Below are 16,212 nucleotides of genomic sequence, written 5' to 3'. Positions count from 1 at the left end.
GGCTCCGGCAGACCTGTGCTCAGCCCCGGGGCCGGCCTCTCGACCAGCGCGCCGTTGTCCGTTCCGTGCCGGCGCCTGGTGCGGGCCGCGGGGCGGAAGGCATGATCATGCGATGACATGGAAAGCCCCTGAGGCCACCCGCACCACCGGATCGCTCACCGGCGACGAGCGCGAGACACTGACGGGCTTCCTGGCCTTCTACCGCAGCACACTGCTCCAGAAATGTGCGGGTCTGACAGGCGAACAGCTTGCCGGGCAGACCGTCGAGCCGTCCAACCTCACCCTGCTCGGCCTGATCAGGCACATGGCCAAGGTGGAACGAATCTGGTTCCGTGAGGGGCTCGCGGGCCTGCAACTGGCCCCGATGTACGCCCCGGAGAAGGGCAAGGACGCGGACTTCGAGGACCTCTCACCGGACCGTGCCCCGGAGGACTACGCCCGCCTCCTCGAGGAGATCCGCCTCGCCGACGAAGTGGCGGCGGGCGTGCCGCTCGACACCACTTTCACCCGGCGCGGCTCGGTCTACTCGCTGCGCACGGTGCACGTGCACATGGTCGCCGAATACGCGCGCCACATCGGGCACGCGGACCTGCTGAGGGAGCGGCTGGACGGCACCACGGGCGCCTGACACCGCCCAACGGAGCGCGCCCGTACTGGATCTGGCGTAGTCGGACGTCCAGGCGGAGTGAAAACGCCGTACGGGGTCAGACGGAGGGTATGACGTCCACTGACGTAAGGACAGACAGTACTGGGGATCCTGGCCAGGGCGGCTCACCGCGCCGTCGTGCCCGCATGCGAGGATGCCTGCCGTTCGCCGGCGTGTGCGCGGCCGCGCTGGTCCTGCTGTTCCTGGGATCCCGGCTCAGCCTGCTCCCGGGGCTCGACGACCTCTTCGAGGAGAAGACCAACGACCGCTCCGGGCCCGCGGTGCTCAAGTCCATCCAGGACATGAGCGCTTACGAGGCGGCCTCCGGCAACTTCCAGGTCGTCGTCGACCTGGAGAAGGACGCCAAATACCTGCCCGACGCCATCCGCGGCACCAGGACGCTGTACGTCGGCGCGGGTACCGTCGGGGCCTCCGTCGATCTCGGCAGGGTCGGCGCCGACGGGGTGACCGTCAACGAGGACCGCACCACAGCCGAACTCGTGCTGCCCCACGCCGTGCTGGGCAAGCCCGCCCTCGACCCCGACCGCTCGTACGCCGTCTCCAAGCAGCGAGGCCTCCTCGACCGGCTCGGCGACTTCTTCTCCGACAACCCCGGCAGCGAGCAGGCGGTCAACAAGCTGGCGGCCCAGCACATCGGAGAGGCGGCCGAGGAGAGCGGCCTGACCAAGCGAGCCGAGAAGAACACCACCTCGATGCTCCAGGGGCTGCTCGGCTCACTCGGATTCGAGAAGGTCACCGTCCGCTACACCGACCCGCCCGGCTGACCCCGTGACGCCCGTCAGGAGCGCGTACGAGCGCGGAGGTGCCTGCGAGGTGGTCACCGGACACCCCGGACGGGGGCAGCCGGGCGGGTCGGTCGCTCTGCCGATGCCCGCCCGGCCGGCCGCGTGTCGAAGCCGTGGCCTCGTACGCCGAGCGGCCATGGTGGTCGTATGAACAGTGCAGGCATTCTCGCCGATGCGTTCGAACGCGTCCATGAAGTGGTGCACGCCGCGGTCGAGGGCCTCCCGGCCGAGGACCTCAACGCCAGACTCGACGACGACGCGAATTCCATCGCCTGGCTCGTGTGGCACCTCACGCGCGTCCAGGACGACCATGTCGCCGACGCGGCGGGAACCGAGCAGGTCTGGTTCGCGCAGGACTGGGCCTCCCGCTTCGAGCTGCCCCTCGAGAAGGGCTCGACCGGCTACGGCCACAGCAGCGCGCAAGTGGGTTCCGTGCGGGTGGCTTCGGCGGACCTGCTCCTCGGGTACTTCGACGCGGTGAGCGGGCAGACGCTCGACTTCGTACGGGGACTCGACGGGCGGGCCCTCGACCGTGTCGTGGACGACTCCTGGTCGCCCCCGGTGACCCTCGGCGTGCGGCTCATCAGCGTCGTCGCCGACGACCTGCAGCACGCCGGTCAGGCGGCGTTCGTCCGCGGGGCGCTGGAGCGCCGCTGAGCCGCCTCGGCTCCGGTGTGCGCGTAGTGTCCGGGCGTCGTGCCGACCACGCGCTTGAAGTGCCGGGAGAAGTGGGACTGGTCGTAGAACCCGACCGAGACCGCCACCTCCGGTACACGCATCCCTCCCAGCAGCAGGCGACGGGCCAGGTCCACGCGACGTCCCGTCAGGTACTGGTGCGGGGGCATGCCGAACTCGCGGCTGAAAGCCCGTACCAGGTGGGTGTGATGGGACTGCAGCCGCTCCGCCGCCCCGCGAAGTGTCAGCCCCTCCACGAAGTGCTCGTCCAGCAGATTCCGGAGCGCGTACGCGACCCGTCGGTCCGGGACCTGAGGGGCGACCGGCTCGTCCCGCAGATGCCCGGCGAGACGCTCGGACACGAGCGCGAGTCGGCTCTGCGCCTCCAGCTCGTCCCCGGGGTGCTCCAGCGTGCGGTGGAGCTGATGGACCCGGTGGCGCAGTCGCGGATCCCGGAGCACGGGCCGGTCCACCGCACGCACGACGAGATCCTCGTCGATCTGCGCGGTGCTCAGATACAGGACGCGCTTGCGGAACCCTCCGGGCGTCGCCGCGTCCCCGTTGTGCGGGACGTGCGGAGGGAGCAGCGTCACCACCGAGCTGGGTGCCCCGTGCTCATGACGGTCGAGGTCGTAGCGGACCATTCCCTCGTCGACGATGAGCAGCGTCCACGCGTCGTGCGTGTGCATGGGGTACGCGTGGTCGGCGAAATGCGCGTGGAAGACCTCGTCGATCCCCTCGACACGCGGACGCCACGCGGTGATGTCCGGACGTGCTCCCATGGATGAATCGTACAAGAGCGTCCAGGACCGCTACGGCGTGCAAACTTTGTACAAGACGTGCGGCAACCGGGCTCGGCAGACTTCTGGCCATGACCGACGACAACGCACCCGTACGCTTCGACACCAAGATCGCCGTGCTGCTCCGCGACGACCTGGAGACCTGGCAGCGACTCAACGTCACCGCCTTCCTGGTGAGCGGCCTCGGCACCAGGGCGCCCGAAGTGGTCGGCGAACCCTACGCCGACGCCGACGACACCCCGTACCTGCCCATGTTCCGGCAGCCCGTCCTCGTGTTCGCCGGGTCCAAGGAACTCCTGACGACCGCGCACACCAGGGCGGTCGGCCGGGGCGCGACCATGGCGGTGTTCACGTCCGACCTCTTCGCCACCGGTCACGACGAGGCGAACAGGGCCGCCGTGCGGGCGGTGGGCAGGGACGCGATGGACCTGGTGGGCCTGGCCGTGTACGGGCCGCGCAACGCCGTCGACAAGATCCTCAAGGGCGCGTCGATGCACCCGTGACCACCTCCCGCTGTCACCGGGCGGATACTCACGGGCACACCCGTGCGGGTGACGGTTCGCGGTGCCATACTCGAGTCAAGTCCGCTAGACAGGCTTGTCACTGTCCCGAAAGGCGACGCGTCATGAACTGGGCATCGTGGACCACCCTCGGTGTCTTCGCGGGAACCGGCGGAGTGCGCACCGAAGAAATTGGTGTCGTGAGCGGTGATCTGACCGTGCACACGACGTGGACCGAGGAGCTGGCCGAGGTCGCCGTTCAGTACAGCGGCGCTTCGGACTGGTTCACACTGGCCGGCAGTCCGGTGCCGTGCCCCTCGGAGGAAGCGAGCAGAAGCCTTCATCAGAGCGTCGTGGAGGCGGTACGCGCCGGCGGCGGAGCAACGGTTCCGGCTCCGCAGACGGTGGAGTGACCCTCACGAACTGCGCCGCGGGGGCCGGTCAGCCTCCCGCGAAGCGCACCACGTAACGCCGCTGCCAAGGCGTTTCCACGGCCTTGGGGTGGTAATGCTGGCGGACGTAGGCAACCGCCTCCTCCGCCGGGACCCCGTCCAGTACGGCCAGGCACGCCAGAGCCGTGCCCGTCCGTCCCCGGCCCCCTCCGCACGCGACCTCGACCCGCTCACCCGGAGCGCGGCTCCACGCCTCCTCCAGCACGGAGCGCGCCGCCTCCCGGTCGGCGGGCAGCCGGAAGTCCGGCCAGCGCAGCCACACCGAATCCCAGGCGACCGGGGGCGGGGGACCGCCCAGCAGATGGACCGCGAAGGTGGGCCCGGGGCCCTCGGGAAGCGGGCGCCTCAGGCCGCGGCCACGCACGAGCCGCCCCGAGGGAAGAAACAGGACGCCTTCACCCGCGCCATCCCACGTCTCCGTCACTGTCGGTCCTTGCCGTCGAGGTCCTCCGACAAGAGGCTAGCGAGCTCCTCGACGGCGTCGGATGCCCTTTCGCCCATGGCTGACAGCACCAGCAGCTCTCCGTGCTGAGCGGCAAGGGCGAGCACGGAGAGCATGCTCCGGGCATCGACCGGGGCGCTTCCCTCGCGCGCCACGGTGACGGGGACCGGCTGGCGCATGGCCGCCTGCACGAAGAGCGAGGCAGGACGGGCATGGAGGCCGCTGCGGGAGCCGACGGAAACGGTGCGCTGGTACACGGGTGAACTCCTGGGGTGAAGAGGGATCTGCCGTTCGGGGGAGCGGCAGGATCAGACGGCCACGGCGACGTCGGACCCGTCGTCGGCCGGCTCGGCGGACGCGGAGGTGGGGCGCATGCCCTTGAGGGCGACGACCAGCACGGTGGACACGGCGGTGCCGGCGGCGATCGCCAGCAGGTAGAGGAACGGCTCGCCGATGAGCGGGACGACGAACACGCCACCGTGCGGAGCGCGGAGCGTACAGCCGAATGCCATGGAGAGCGCGCCCGTGACCGCCCCTCCGGCCATCGCGGACGGGATCACCCGCAGGGGATCGGCCGCGGCGAACGGGATCGCCCCTTCGGTGATGAACGAGGCGCCCAGCACCCAGGCGGCCCGGCCGTTCTCCCGCTCGGTCCGGGTGAACAGCCCACGGCGCACGGTCGTGGCGAGGGCCATCGCCAGCGGGGGCACCATGCCGGCCGCCATCACCGCGGCCATGACCTTCAGGCTGCCGGGCGTCGGGTCGGCCAGTCCGCCGACCGCGAAGGCGTACGCCACCTTGTTCAGCGGGCCGCCCATGTCGAAGCACATCATGAGGCCGAGGACGATGCCGAGGATGACCGCGTTGGAGCCCGACAGCCCGTTCAGCCAGTCGGTGAGGGCGTTCTGGAGGGAGGCGATCGGCTTGCCGACCACGATGAACATCAGGAAGCCGACCGCGATCGACGCGAGCAGGGGGATCACCAGCACCGGCATGATGCCGCGCAGCGTGGGATGCACCTTCACCCGCTGGATCGCCATCACCGTCGCACCGGCGAGCAGACCCGCTACCAGGCCGCCGAGGAAACCCGCGTCGATGGTGAGCGCGATGGCGCCGCCGACGAAGCCGGGGACGAGCGCCGGCCGGTCCGCCATGCCGTAGGCGATGTACCCCGCCAGCACCGGGACCAGGAAGCCGAAGGCGGCAGTGCCGATCTGGTTGAGCAGGGCGGCCCAACTGGCCGCCTCGCCCCAGACGAAGTGGTCCGCCACCGACTTCGCACTCGCGATCTCGTAGCCGCCGATGGCGAACGAGAGGGCGATGAGCAGGCCTCCGGCCGCGACGAACGGCACCATGTAACTGACGCCGGACATCAGATAGGTGCGCAGCCGCACGCCGAAGTGCCCGGACGCTCCCGCCGAACCCGCGTCGGCGCCGGACTCGTCGTGTCCGTCGGAGATCCGGCTGATCTCGCCCCGCTCGGCCTTGCGCCGGGCCTCGGCGATCAGCTCGGCGGGCCGGTTGATCCCTGCCTTCACCCCGGTGTCGACGACCGGCTTCCCACGGAACCGCGCTTTCTCCCGTACGTCGACGTCGTGCGCCCAGATGACGGCGTCCGCGGCGGCGATGACCGCCGGATCCAGCCGCTCGAACCCGGCCGAGCCCTGAGTCTCGACGTGCAGCACGATTCCCTGGGCGCGCGCGGCCGCCTCCAGGGACTCCGCGGCCATGTAGGTGTGCGCGATACCGGTCGGGCAGGACGTGACGGCGACGACGCGGAACGGCTCGACCGTCTCCGCGTCCGCAGCGACAGCGTCCCCGGCGCCCGCGGCGGCCTCTTCGCCGCGGATCAGGGCCGCAGCCGCGGCAGGGTCGGCCTCCTCTCGCAGTGCGCCGGTGAATTCGGGGTCCATGAGCCGTCGTGCCAGGCTCGAGAGGATGGTGAGGTGGTCGTCGTCGGCGCCCGCGGGCGCGGCTATCAAGAACACGAGGTCCGCGGGGCCGTCCGGCGCGCCGAAGTCGATGCCGCGTGTGCTGCGGCCGAAAGCGAGGGTGGGCGCGGTGACGTGCTCGCTCCGGCAGTGCGGGATACCGATGCCACCGTCCAGGCCTGTGGGCATCTGTGCCTCGCGGGCGGCCACGTCGGCGAGGAAGCCCTCGAGGTCGGTGACGCGGCCGGCGGTGACCAGCCGTCCGGCCAGTGAACGGGCGGCCGCACTCTTCGTCTCGGCGGACAGATCGAGGTCGACCAGGTCCGCGGTGATCAGCTCACTCATCGCGGGGCTCCTTGCTCGTGGACCGCCGGGGAGGCGGCGCGGGGGACGGGGGCGTCGTACTGGTGCACAGGCGTGGCCGTCATCGGGTCTGCTCCGTGAGGGCCAGGTCCATGGGGACGTCTGCGGTGACGACCACCGCGGACGGATCGAGGTCGGCGGGCGTCGGCATGGCACTTCCGGGCAGCTGTACGGCGGCCGCGCCGTGCGCCACCGCGGCCGAGAGAGCGGCCCGGCCCGTTCCCCTTGCGGACAGGAACCCGGCGAGGGAGGCGTCTCCCGCACCGACGTCGCTCCGGACGGCACCCACCCGCGCGCTCGCGAAGTGCGCTCCCGCCGGTTCCACCAGCAGTTGGCCGACGGCGCCCAGACTCGCGAGCACGGAGCGAGCCCCGAGCTCGCACAGCTCCCGGGCGGCATCGAGAGCCTCACCGACCGTCGCGAGCGGACGGCCCACGGCCTCGGCCAGCTCCTGGATGTTCGGTTTGATCACGTCCGGCCGCTCGGGCAGCGCGGCGATCAGCGCGGCGCCCGAGGTGTCGAGAGCGATCCGGACGCCTGCGCGGTGACTGCGGGCTACCAGCTCCGCGTACCACTGGGGCGGCAGTCCGCGCGGCAGGCTGCCGCAGCAGGCGATCCAGTCCGCGCCCGCCGACCGTGCCCGGACGGTGTCCAGCAGGCGCTCGGCCTCGGCAGGGGTGATCGCGGGCCCCGCGGCGTTGACCTTGGTGAGCGTGCCGTCCGGTTCGACCAGAGTGATGTTGATACGGGTGCTGCCGGCGATCGGCACCCCGGCGGCCTCGATGCCGTGTTCTCCGAGGAGCTGGGCCAGCAGCCCGCCCTCCGGCCCGCCCAACGGCGCGACGGCCACCGTGCGATGCCCGGCGGCGGCGACGGCCCGGGAGACGTTGACGCCCTTGCCGCCGGGATCGACACGGTCCGTGGTGGCCCGAAGGACGGCCCCGCGGGTCAGCCCCGGCAGTTCGTAGGTGCGGTCCAGGCTCGGATTGGGGGTGACGGTCAGGATCATGCGCGTACCACTTCCGTGCCCCGGCTCTCGATGGCCCGGGCGTCCTCGGGGCTCAGCCCCGTATCGGTGATGAGCAGGTCGACGTGGGAGAGATCGCCGAACCGCGCGAAGTGTTCCTGACCGGACTTTCCCGAGTCCGCGAGGAGCACCACCCTGCGGGCCGCCGCGATCACGGCGCGCTTCACGGCGGCCTCGGCCAGATCCGGGGTGGTCAGCCCGCCTTCGGGCGAGAAACCGTTGGTGGCGAGGAAGACGACGTCCGCGTTGATCTCGGCGTACGCGCTCAGCGCCCAGGCGTCGACGGCCGCGCGGGTGCGGTGACGGACCCTGCCGCCGACCAGATGCAGTGCGATCCCGGGATGGTCGGCGAGTCGCGCGGCCACCGGTAGGGCGTGCGTGACCACGGTGAGGCGTGAATCGATCGGTACGGCGGCCGCCAGCCTGACGGTCGTCGTTCCGGCGTCGATGATGATGTTGCCCTCGGTGGGGAGTTCGCCCAGGGCTGCGGCCGCGATGCGGTCCTTCTCGTCGGCGGCCACGGTGTCGCGCTCGGCCAGGTCCGGTTCGAAGCCGATGCGCCCGGCCGGAATGGCTCCGCCGTGCACCCGGCGGAGGAGCCCTGCGCGGTCGAGAGTCTTGAGGTCGCGCCGAACGGTCTCCGCGGTCACCTGGAACTGTTCGGCCAGGGACAGCACATCGACGCGGCCGCTCTCGCCGGCGATGCGGAGGATCTCTTGCTGCCGCTCCGGTGCGTACATGTGGTTACGTATCCGTTTCATGCCCGAGTCTGTGGTTTCAGGGGCAGACTACGGCCGCACTTCAAGGAAGTAAACACATTCGGGCGAGGCGAAGGCATGAACAGACGAATGCGGGCATGAACGGACTGCGGGTGCGTCGTCGAGGCGGCCGAAAACAGTCAGCCGGCGTCGCGCGCGCTCGCCCCGGGGCTCAGTGGCCGGGCCAGCAAGGGTGCTCCCAGCACCTGGTGGCCACCGCTGGCCTGCATGCGGACCTCGCCCCGTTCGCTGATCTCGGCGCGCACGATCCCCGTCTCGTCCGCGTAGACGGGGTAGCCGCCGGCGCCGGAACGCGCCGTGAGGTGGACGACGACCACGTCGTCCTCCGACCCGCCCGCCTGGAAGATGAGCTCGTAACTCTCCGGGTAACCCATGACCGACCTCCCGACCGGGCCCGGCGGCAGCCTCGGCCCGTCCCCTCCATTGTTTCCCACACCGGCGCCCGGCGCCCCGGGAACACAGCCGCGTGACCGTCCGTGACTGAGGATGCGGAATGAGTGGGGCGGAGCGACCATCATCAGCAAGGGACCGGACGCGTGCTGTCAGCTTCGCACGGCCGGCCGTGACGCCAGGCGGTTCCGCCGGCGCGATCGGATTTCGTCGGTGCGGGGCCCACGGGCTCCCGGCCGCCCTGTGGAGAGGAACTGCCGTGCTGATGGCCAATCCCGCAACGCTGCGGAATCTCGTCAAGCGCTACGAGACACTGCGAAGCACCCATGCACGGCTGGGTACTTCCGAGAGCCGCCGTCAACTCGAGGACGTCTCCTACACCCTCTGCGTCACCACCGGGACCAGGGCCGTGCCCGACGCCCTGGCGGTGGCAGCGGTGCAGTTGAGCGGCGTTCCGGCCGCGGGGGCGCTGGGCGCGTCGGCGGGCCCGGCCGAGGTCCAGCTGACCGCCTGACGCCCCGCGGGAATGGCGCCGGTTCCGACGGAACCGGCGCCATTCCCCTGCTTGGGCATGTTCATGGCGGGGAACGCGACACGCCGAATGGGCGGACGGCGCTGTCGATCGGGTGACACCCCCCGGTCGGACAACATGACTGTTCGCGGAGACGGCTAGGGATGCCAGCATGAGATTTGAGCCCCGTCGAAACAAGACCGTTTCCCCGCGCGCCCGCCGGCTCCGCGTCGCCGGCGGCGCCCTGTGCGCCGCTGCTCTTGCAGCCACCCTTGTGACCGGTTGTGGTCAGGACGGCGGTGACAAGACCGCCGCGGAGACCTCTGAGGCCGCGAAGGTCCTTCCGAACCAGACGACCAGCCCTTCCGGCAGCCCTTCCGGGACGGGTCAGCTGACCGAGGACCAGACCGAGCGCAAGGAACTGCTCTCGACCGTCAAGGTCCCCTTCGACAAGGCGGCCACGACGGCCGTCGGCGAGGTGTCCGGTGGCAAGCTGACCGATCTGGACCTCGAGGGCCTCGATGACGAGGACGACGCGAGCGGCAGCCCGAGCCCCAGCGGCAGCCCGAGCCCTTCGGGCAGCCCGAGTCCGTCAGGCAGCCCGTCCGGCAGCCCGAGCCCGAGCGGCAGCTCCGCCGGCCCGAAGTGGATCGCGGAGGTCGCCGAGAAGGACGGCACCGCACACAACGTGACCATCGACGCGGTGTCCGGAGCCGTCATCGAGTCCGTCCCGGACGCCGATCAGAGCGACGCGGACAAGCAGGAGCTGGCGGCCCAGCTCTCCAAGGCCACGCAGACGCCTCAGCAGGCCGCCAAGACCGCCACGGACAAGACGCAGGGCTGGGTCACCTCGATCGGACTCGACGAGAACGACAGCAAGGTTCTGGTCTGGCAGGTCGACGTGGTCACGAAGGACTGGAACAAGACCACCTTCGACGTGGACGCGGCCAAGGGCACGATCACGGACGAGCAGATCGACGACGACTGATCACCGTACGAACGGACCCGTCGGTGGCGTACCGCAGCGCGGTACGCCACCGACGGGCGTCTGCCGGCGTGTGGGCGCGGTCGGGTACCGGGCTCAGCGGCGAGCGTCCGCCAGATCACGGGTGAAGCGCAGGCCGGGCCTCCCCACCAGCCTGATCGGGCCGGTCTCCACGAATCCCGTACGGGCCAGCACAGCCCTCGAACCGGTGTTGTCCACCGTCGTCTCAGCCCGGAGGGCGGTCAGGCCGTACTCCTCGCGGGCGAGCGCACACACCTCGCGCACCCCCGAGGTGGCCAGCCCTCGTCCCGCCGCGTGCTCGGCGATCCGGTATCCGAGCTCGGCCGAGCCGTCCACGACGCCGACGAGGTTGACCCGCCCCAGCACGGCGCCGTCGGTGTCCACCAGGACATGGAAGTGGTGCATCCCTGACGCCTGTTCGGCGAGCAGTTCGGCGTGACGAACGTCGAACCCGGTGAAGAAGTCGTCTCCCCGGTCCGGGATCGAAGCGGCGAAGTACGCGCGGTTCCGCCGCTCGAAGGCGAGCAGCGCGGGGGCGTGATCGGAACGAAGACGCTCAAGGACGGCCATGCGGCGACCCTACCCATCGCGTGGCAGCATGCGGCGACCCTACCCATCGCGTGGCAGGACGGGAGGCCCGGATCGTCAGGGGGCACTCCGGTCACCGCGTCGGGCCCCGGATCGCTCGCCTGCAGCCGGGCCCCGACCGGGGTGCCGTTGCGCGGCACGAGGAATGCCGGGTCCGACGGAAGTGAGCCGTCGGCCGCGCGGGGGGCCGGTGGCCGTGCCTGTGCTGAGGGCCGAGGACGCTCTCCATGTGCCCCCGATGTACGTGGATTTGCCGTGGGTGTGTGCCGCCCCTCCTGGCGACGGCATCGCCGGGGCCGGCCCTGTCCACGGCCTTTGACTCCCGGCTAATTCCTCACGACGCGGCACGACGCGAGCCGGCGGAGGAACAGTGGCTGCCGGCGTCCGAAACATTGCCGGCCCGGAGGCGCCGCCTGATGCGTCGTGCCCGGACGGCGTTCCTCCTTCGGTGTATGGCCGGAGCGTGGGGATTCAATCCCGACACGGCGATGGAGCGCCGGAGCGGCACCGGACGCTGATTCCGATCGCCGGTGTCGCAGCGACGGCCGGGGCGGTCGGACAACCGGTGGGCGGGGCGGTAGGACGGCGGATGGAGCTGCTCGGGGGTGGCAACAGGCGGGCCTGCCGTGGGCGGGCGTGTCCGTGGTGGCGGTACCGCAGGGCGGGTCACGGCCTGCGCGGCGCGCTCTGGACACGTGTCCGGGCAACTGCGAAGATCCACGACTGGACCGGCAACCTGCCTGTTCAGAAGGAGAGTTCAGCATGCACTCGTTAGCTCTGCGCCGCCGCGTCCCGGTCGTCGCCGTCACCGCGTTCCTGGTCGCGGCGGGCACCCTGGCCGCCGCTCCTCCCGCCTTGGCCGGGGATGACTCGACCATCTTCGGCAAGGACAACACCGTTGCCGTGGCCGAGGTCACGTACGCTCCGGCGACGGCGCGGGACGAGGACGGCATCACGGTCGACGTGACGTACTCCTGCGACCCGACCCCGGCCCTCTCCCTGGGCATAGCCTGGCGGCTGGCCGACGAGCGGGACTCGCAGATCGACAGCCCCCGTGGAGTCGCTACCTTGCAGCCCTCCCAGCTGACCTGTGACGGGAAGAAGCGCACTGTGGCGCTCACCGCCCGCACGTGGGGGGACCACCTCCCGTTCGGGGAGGGCGACCCGGTGCAGGTCACAGCGATCGTGGACAACTTCGAGGGCGCGCCGTACGCCCGGCGCGTGGTGGTCACGACGATCTGAGGCCGCGTGCGGCGTTCGGGCGCCGGGCCGCGTGGGCGCAGCGGCTCACTCGGGCGTGGCGTGACATGCTCGTACGACAGTACGAACGGTGACCTCGGCGCCTCGCGCACGTTGTACAGGGCGTGTCTCCTTCAGTTTCCAGCACGCCCCCCGCCCCGGCTGCACCGGTGGTGAAGCAGAACCCCTTCCTGCTGACGCCCCGCCAGGGAGAAGCCGCGCGTGAGCTCCTGGTCTACCTCGGCTCGCTGCCGCTGCGGGGGGCCGACGCGCAGCTCCTCGCCGTGGTGGTCGCCATCCGGGCGGCCCGGAGCGGAATCGGCAATCTCACCGGTCAGGACGTGAGGTCCCTCCGCCTGGCCGACCCGGAGGCGGCCGTCACCGCTCTCGCCACGCTGGGCTGGCAGGGGCAGGAGGCCCTCCTCGGAGGGGATCTCGCCACGCCCGTCGGGGTCACTGTGCCCGGCCTCGGCGGTCTGCCGGACTCCCGACTGCCCTTCGGCAAGGTGATGCGGTCCCGCGTCTCCGGCTGGACGGCGCGGACCCTGGCAGCCAAGCCGGTCAAGAAGAGTTCGTCCGCCGTCCGGCTGGCGGCGCTGTTCCTGGCCGCGCACGGCCCGGCCGACGAGTACGGCACGTTGCCCGCCCTCCTGCCCGACGAGTGCGGGGCGGCCCTGCCCGAACTGCTCGCCAAGGGGTTCCTGCGGGAACTGGACGGCAGTCGGTATCTGCTGGCCGAGGGCGTTCGGCACCTGTCGGGAACGCGTCCCCCGTCCGACACCCCTCCGGCCACCCGTGCGCCGGAGGAGGAACCGCCGAGCTGGGACGAGTGGAAGGACCGAGCGAGCGTGGCGCTGCGGCGGCACGTCGAAGCCGTCGAGGGCTGCCCTCGGTGTTCCCTGTCCACGGCCAGAGTGTCGGAAGCCTTCATGCGCAAGGCGGTTCCGGCCCAGGTCCAGGAGAAGGTGCGGCGGGCCCACGACGTCTGGGAGGCCGGGCACCCGGACCAGGGGCCGGCCGCGGCGGAGTTCTCCGCCGCCTTCCGTGCGGAGCACGGTCACGGTCCTTCCGTAAAACAGCTCTGCAACGCGCTGGAGTGGGGCAAGATGTCCCGCGACCTGCGGATCCACGTCATCCGCCGGCTGATCGACGACGGGTGGCTGACGAACACCGAACCGGTGCCGTGGACTCTGCGCCCGGGCAGGGCCGCTCAAGCCGGTATGTCAGGCTCGACGGCCCCGGCTGCCGCGGGGGTACGTCGCCGCTGAGTCGTCGGCGCGTGGATGCTTTCCCGCACCGGCGTCCGACGTCATGTACGCCCGCAGGGTTCAAGGTTATTGGGATGGGCATGTCAGGCGTAGCGCGCGTGCCCCCCCCCACAGCCACGCGCCGACCGGGAGGACGCAGTGAGAAGCAGCGCACCGATCCGCAAGGCAGCCCTCGTCGTTGGCAGTGCCATCACACTCGTCCTCGCCACGGCGAGCAGCGCGTTGGCGGCACCGCCTGCCGCGCTGCCCGCGAACGCCGACACGATGGAGCAGGCCTTCCAGCCGGCGTTCGACTACGACACCGACGGCTGCTACCCCACGCCCGCGATCGGGCCCGACGGCACCATCGCCGCAGGCCTCAAGACCACCGGTGCCGTCAACGGCAGTTGCCGTGACGCCGTGGATCTGGACAACACCAACGGCTACGCCCGCTCCACGTGCAACAACGGGTGGTGCGCGGTCATGTACGGGCTCTACTTCGAGAAGGACCAGGCGGTCGCCGGCAGCGGCCTCGGAGGGCACCGGCACGACTGGGAGCACGTCGTGGTATGGATCCAGAACAACGAGGCCCGCTACGTATCCACCTCGGCCCACGGCGACTTCGACGTCTACACCCGTGAGCAGATCCGCTGGGACGGCACGCATCCCAAGATCGTTTATCACAAGGACGGTGTGAGCACCCACTGCTTCCGCCCCGCGAACTCCAACGACGAGCCACCGGAGAACCACTACCACGCGTGGCGGTTCCCCGGGCTCATCGGCTGGAACGGCTACCCGCCCGGCCTGCGGGACAAGCTGGTCCAGGCCGACTTCGGAAGCGCGGTCTTCGGGCTCAAGGACGGAAACTTCGCTGCCCACTTGGCGAAGGCACTACCGGCCGGCGTCCCCTTCGACCCGAACGCCTGACATCGGGGGCGGGCGGAGCCGAGCCGCTCACCACAGCGGGGAGTCAGCGCTCGGAAAGGTCCGAAGGCGCTTCCTGGACCACCCATCCGTTGCCGTCCGGATCGGCGAAGGACATGAACGAGTTCCAGGTGCCGCCCTTGCCCTCCTCCCAGCCCGTCGCGCCCACGTGCCGGACCGGTGAGGCGTCCACGCCCCTGCTCACCAGATGTTCGCGCGCCGCCTCGATGTCCGTCACACAGATCTGGAGACCGTGCAGCGAGCCGGGGGCCATCACCGTCTCCCCGGGAAACGGGGGCATGCCCTGGAGCAGGGCGATCGAACACCGCGAGCCGGGGGGAGTCATCTGGATGATGCGCATACCGGGGGCGACCTCGTCGTCCAGGTCCAGCCTGAAGCCTGCCTTCTCGGTGTAGAAGGTCTTCGCCCGGTCCATGTCGGTGACAGGGACCGGGATGACCTCGAGTGTCCAGTTCATGGATCCTCCTCAGCGGGGCCAGTGCGTCTGGCCGGACGGGGCCTCCTCGCGAGGCCGGGACGGCAGGGCGCCTCAGCGAACTCCGACGGAGATTACCGTCACCCAGGAACGGGCCGTATGGCTGTGCGAAACGCCAGTGAGGCCCGCACTTCGACCATTTACCCCGCCTTGGGTCCGGGGCTGGAGAGGCGCATGCCATCCGGTGGAACGGCGAACTACGTCGCAGCCTGCGTGCTGTCCCGGAATCCGCCCCAGCCGTGCCAGCGGTCGATCTCGATCCAGGCGTTGACCCGGCCGCGCTCCCGGTCCGCGTAGGGTTGTCCGAGGTAGTTCTGGGACAGCCGGTCGATGCCGGCGAGACCTTCGTCGTCGCTGATCTCGACCACGCGTCCGATCAGAGTCACATGGGTGTACCAGTCGGAGTCGTCGAGCACGGTCAGGGTGACACGGGGGTCACGGCGCACATGGTCGAGGCGCTTGCGGCCCTCGTCCATGTTGACCAGCACCCGGCCCTCGTCCCAGAGGTACCAGGTTGCCGTGGACACCGGCTGGCCGTCCGCACGGAGGGTGGCGATGACAGCCGGGTTGGGCTTGCGCAGCATGGTGATCGCGGCGTCGGGGAGCGGTGGCTTCGACATGTTCTCTCCTCTGTCTCGTGCTGTGCCCACCTGGTGGCGGTGAATCACACCGGGTGATTCGCGGGGCGCGCCTCCACGCTGCCACACCTCGGCGGCGGCAGCGGGTACCGCCCTCGCACTGCGCGTCCAGGGTGAACGCCACGCGGCCGCACTCGCCTCCCCGCCCAGCGAACCGTTCCCGACCGGCGCAGTGACGTCGACGCGCAGCCCCGTCGCATTCCCCTGGGCGTACGTTCTCGGGGCGTACGTACACCGAGGGCGCCCGCTCGCAGGTGACGCGGGCCCGCGCCGGTTCGTGGGCGTCGCGCTGTCAGTGGTGGCTGTGATGCTGAAGACATGGACGAACTGATGAGGCGCCGCGTCTACGGCGCCGACCACGACGACCCCGATCCGGGCCCACGGCCGGGACACGTCTACGTGGAGCTGGTGGGCGGGCCTCTCGACGGACTGCTCCTTGACGTGACCGGCTGGCCGGGGGAGCGCCTTGCCGTGGGCGCCGCACTCGGCACGGAGCTCGGGAAGTTCGGCGCGGGAGGACGCGCCGTGTACGGACCGGTGGAGGCCGACCCGGAGCGCTGGGCCTGGGAGGCGGACAGCCCGTGAGTTGCCTGCCTCCCGGTGCGGGTCTGGGCGTCCAGGGCATCGGCGTGCGCCGCGGCGACGTCCGGGACGGAGGCCTCCTGATTGAGGGCCTTCCTGACGACGGCCAGGTCCAGCCCGAGGTCGCACAGCCTACGTACGAGATCGAGGAGGCTCATGGCGCCGAGGTC

21 protein-coding genes are annotated in these 16,212 nt (G+C 70.8%); 11 read left to right on the top strand and 10 right to left on the bottom strand.

The genetic code is table 11. The features are described 5' to 3' along the window. The first annotated feature begins 112 nt into the window (after positions 1–112). The 3 genes from ACFUNE_RS12535 (at position 113) to ACFUNE_RS12525 (ending at position 2,109) form a co-directional block, all read left to right on the top strand. Complete coding sequence (locus ACFUNE_RS12535; RefSeq protein WP_383565591.1) at positions 113–628, top strand: DinB family protein; 516 nt, start codon at positions 113–115, stop codon at positions 626–628. 89 nt (positions 629–717) lie between these two features. Then, complete coding sequence (locus tag ACFUNE_RS12530; RefSeq protein ID WP_383565589.1) at positions 718–1,431, top strand: DUF4230 domain-containing protein; 714 nt, start codon at positions 718–720, stop codon at positions 1,429–1,431. A 168-nt stretch (positions 1,432–1,599) separates the two neighbouring features. Further along, a complete protein-coding gene (locus ACFUNE_RS12525; protein ID WP_383565587.1) occupies positions 1,600–2,109 on the top strand; it encodes a DUF664 domain-containing protein in 510 nt (169 codons plus the stop codon). Here ACFUNE_RS12525 and ACFUNE_RS12520 read toward each other — a convergent pair. Next, complete coding sequence (locus ACFUNE_RS12520) at positions 2,070–2,909, bottom strand: AraC family transcriptional regulator (protein WP_383565585.1); 840 nt, start codon at positions 2,907–2,909, stop codon at positions 2,070–2,072. The two genes, ACFUNE_RS12525 and ACFUNE_RS12520, sit on opposite strands and share 40 nt — an antisense overlap. Positions 2,910–2,998: 89 nt before the next feature. Here ACFUNE_RS12520 and ACFUNE_RS12515 point away from each other — a divergent pair, with 89 nt between their 5' ends. Continuing rightward, the gene (locus ACFUNE_RS12515) at positions 2,999–3,430 is read left to right on the top strand and encodes a DUF2000 family protein (protein WP_383565583.1); all 432 of its coding nucleotides are present in this window, start codon (positions 2,999–3,001) and stop codon (positions 3,428–3,430) included. A gap of 122 nt (positions 3,431–3,552) precedes the next feature. Continuing rightward, positions 3,553–3,840: a hypothetical protein gene (locus tag ACFUNE_RS12510; protein WP_383565581.1), complete on the top strand. Its 288-nt coding sequence runs from the start codon at positions 3,553–3,555 to the stop codon at positions 3,838–3,840. 28 nt (positions 3,841–3,868) lie between these two features. On the opposite strand, the gene ACFUNE_RS12505 is transcribed toward ACFUNE_RS12510, so the two are convergent. From ACFUNE_RS12505 to ACFUNE_RS12480, 6 genes are all read right to left on the bottom strand, one after another. Further along, positions 3,869–4,303, bottom strand: a complete 435-nt coding sequence (locus tag ACFUNE_RS12505; RefSeq protein ID WP_383565579.1) for a protein phosphatase — start codon at positions 4,301–4,303, stop codon at positions 3,869–3,871. After that, positions 4,300–4,578, bottom strand: a complete 279-nt coding sequence (locus ACFUNE_RS12500) for an HPr family phosphocarrier protein (RefSeq protein WP_383565577.1) — start codon at positions 4,576–4,578, stop codon at positions 4,300–4,302. Before ACFUNE_RS12500 ends, ACFUNE_RS12505 begins: the two co-directional genes overlap by 4 nt. A 51-nt stretch (positions 4,579–4,629) precedes the next feature. Then, entirely contained in the window at positions 4,630–6,597 is a 1,968-nt protein-coding gene (locus ACFUNE_RS12495) for a fructose-specific PTS transporter subunit EIIC (RefSeq protein ID WP_383565575.1), read from the bottom strand. A gap of 79 nt (positions 6,598–6,676) precedes the next feature. Then, entirely contained in the window at positions 6,677–7,624 is a 948-nt protein-coding gene (pfkB, locus tag ACFUNE_RS12490) for a 1-phosphofructokinase (RefSeq protein WP_383565573.1), read from the bottom strand. Then, positions 7,621–8,382 (bottom strand): DeoR/GlpR family DNA-binding transcription regulator, encoded by a 762-nt coding sequence (locus ACFUNE_RS12485; protein WP_383565728.1) that lies wholly within the window; start codon positions 8,380–8,382, stop codon positions 7,621–7,623. The genes pfkB and ACFUNE_RS12485 overlap by 4 nt, the downstream gene beginning before the upstream one ends. 158 nt (positions 8,383–8,540) lie before the next feature. Then, complete coding sequence (locus ACFUNE_RS12480; protein ID WP_383565571.1) at positions 8,541–8,795, bottom strand: DUF6296 family protein; 255 nt, start codon at positions 8,793–8,795, stop codon at positions 8,541–8,543. A 275-nt stretch (positions 8,796–9,070) separates the two neighbouring features. Here ACFUNE_RS12480 and ACFUNE_RS12475 point away from each other — a divergent pair, with 275 nt between their 5' ends. After that, positions 9,071–9,325 (top strand): DUF5133 domain-containing protein, encoded by a 255-nt coding sequence (locus ACFUNE_RS12475; RefSeq protein ID WP_383565569.1) that lies wholly within the window; start codon positions 9,071–9,073, stop codon positions 9,323–9,325. 169 nt (positions 9,326–9,494) lie between these two features. Next, positions 9,495–10,310, top strand: coding sequence for a PepSY domain-containing protein (locus ACFUNE_RS12470; RefSeq protein WP_383565567.1), 816 nt, complete (start codon positions 9,495–9,497; stop codon positions 10,308–10,310). Positions 10,311–10,403: 93 nt separating this feature from the next. Here the strand turns inward: ACFUNE_RS12470 and ACFUNE_RS12465 are convergent, their stop codons facing one another. Continuing rightward, on the bottom strand, positions 10,404–10,898 hold the full coding sequence (locus ACFUNE_RS12465) for a GNAT family N-acetyltransferase (RefSeq protein WP_383565565.1): 495 nt from the start codon (positions 10,896–10,898) through the stop codon (positions 10,404–10,406). Positions 10,899–11,678: 780 nt separating this feature from the next. On the opposite strand from ACFUNE_RS12465, the gene ACFUNE_RS12460 reads away from it, so the two are divergent. The 3 genes from ACFUNE_RS12460 (at position 11,679) to ACFUNE_RS12450 (ending at position 14,329) form a co-directional block, all read left to right on the top strand. Further along, a complete protein-coding gene (locus ACFUNE_RS12460) occupies positions 11,679–12,158 on the top strand; it encodes a hypothetical protein (RefSeq protein WP_383565563.1) in 480 nt (159 codons plus the stop codon). Positions 12,159–12,325: 167 nt separating this feature from the next. Continuing rightward, positions 12,326–13,423 carry a hypothetical protein gene (locus ACFUNE_RS12455; RefSeq protein ID WP_383565561.1) on the top strand — a complete coding sequence of 366 codons (1,098 nt, stop codon included), beginning with the start codon at positions 12,326–12,328 and terminating at the stop codon, positions 13,421–13,423. A gap of 138 nt (positions 13,424–13,561) precedes the next feature. Continuing rightward, positions 13,562–14,329, top strand: a complete 768-nt coding sequence (locus ACFUNE_RS12450; RefSeq protein ID WP_383565559.1) for an NPP1 family protein — start codon at positions 13,562–13,564, stop codon at positions 14,327–14,329. 43 nt (positions 14,330–14,372) lie between these two features. On the opposite strand, the gene ACFUNE_RS12445 is transcribed toward ACFUNE_RS12450, so the two are convergent. Beyond that, positions 14,373–14,804, bottom strand: coding sequence for a VOC family protein (locus tag ACFUNE_RS12445; protein ID WP_383565557.1), 432 nt, complete (start codon positions 14,802–14,804; stop codon positions 14,373–14,375). Between the two features lie 215 nt (positions 14,805–15,019). After that, entirely contained in the window at positions 15,020–15,442 is a 423-nt protein-coding gene (locus tag ACFUNE_RS12440; protein WP_383565554.1) for a PPOX class F420-dependent oxidoreductase, read from the bottom strand. A gap of 336 nt (positions 15,443–15,778) precedes the next feature. Here ACFUNE_RS12440 and ACFUNE_RS12435 point away from each other — a divergent pair, with 336 nt between their 5' ends. Next, a complete protein-coding gene (locus tag ACFUNE_RS12435) occupies positions 15,779–16,045 on the top strand; it encodes a hypothetical protein (RefSeq protein WP_383565552.1) in 267 nt (88 codons plus the stop codon). Positions 16,046–16,212: the final 167 nt, after the last annotated feature.

Source organism: Streptomyces sp. NPDC057287 (assembly GCF_042667905.1).
Classification (GTDB): Bacteria; Actinomycetota; Actinomycetes; order Streptomycetales; family Streptomycetaceae; genus Streptomyces.
This window is presented reverse-complemented; position numbering and strand designations above follow the sequence as displayed.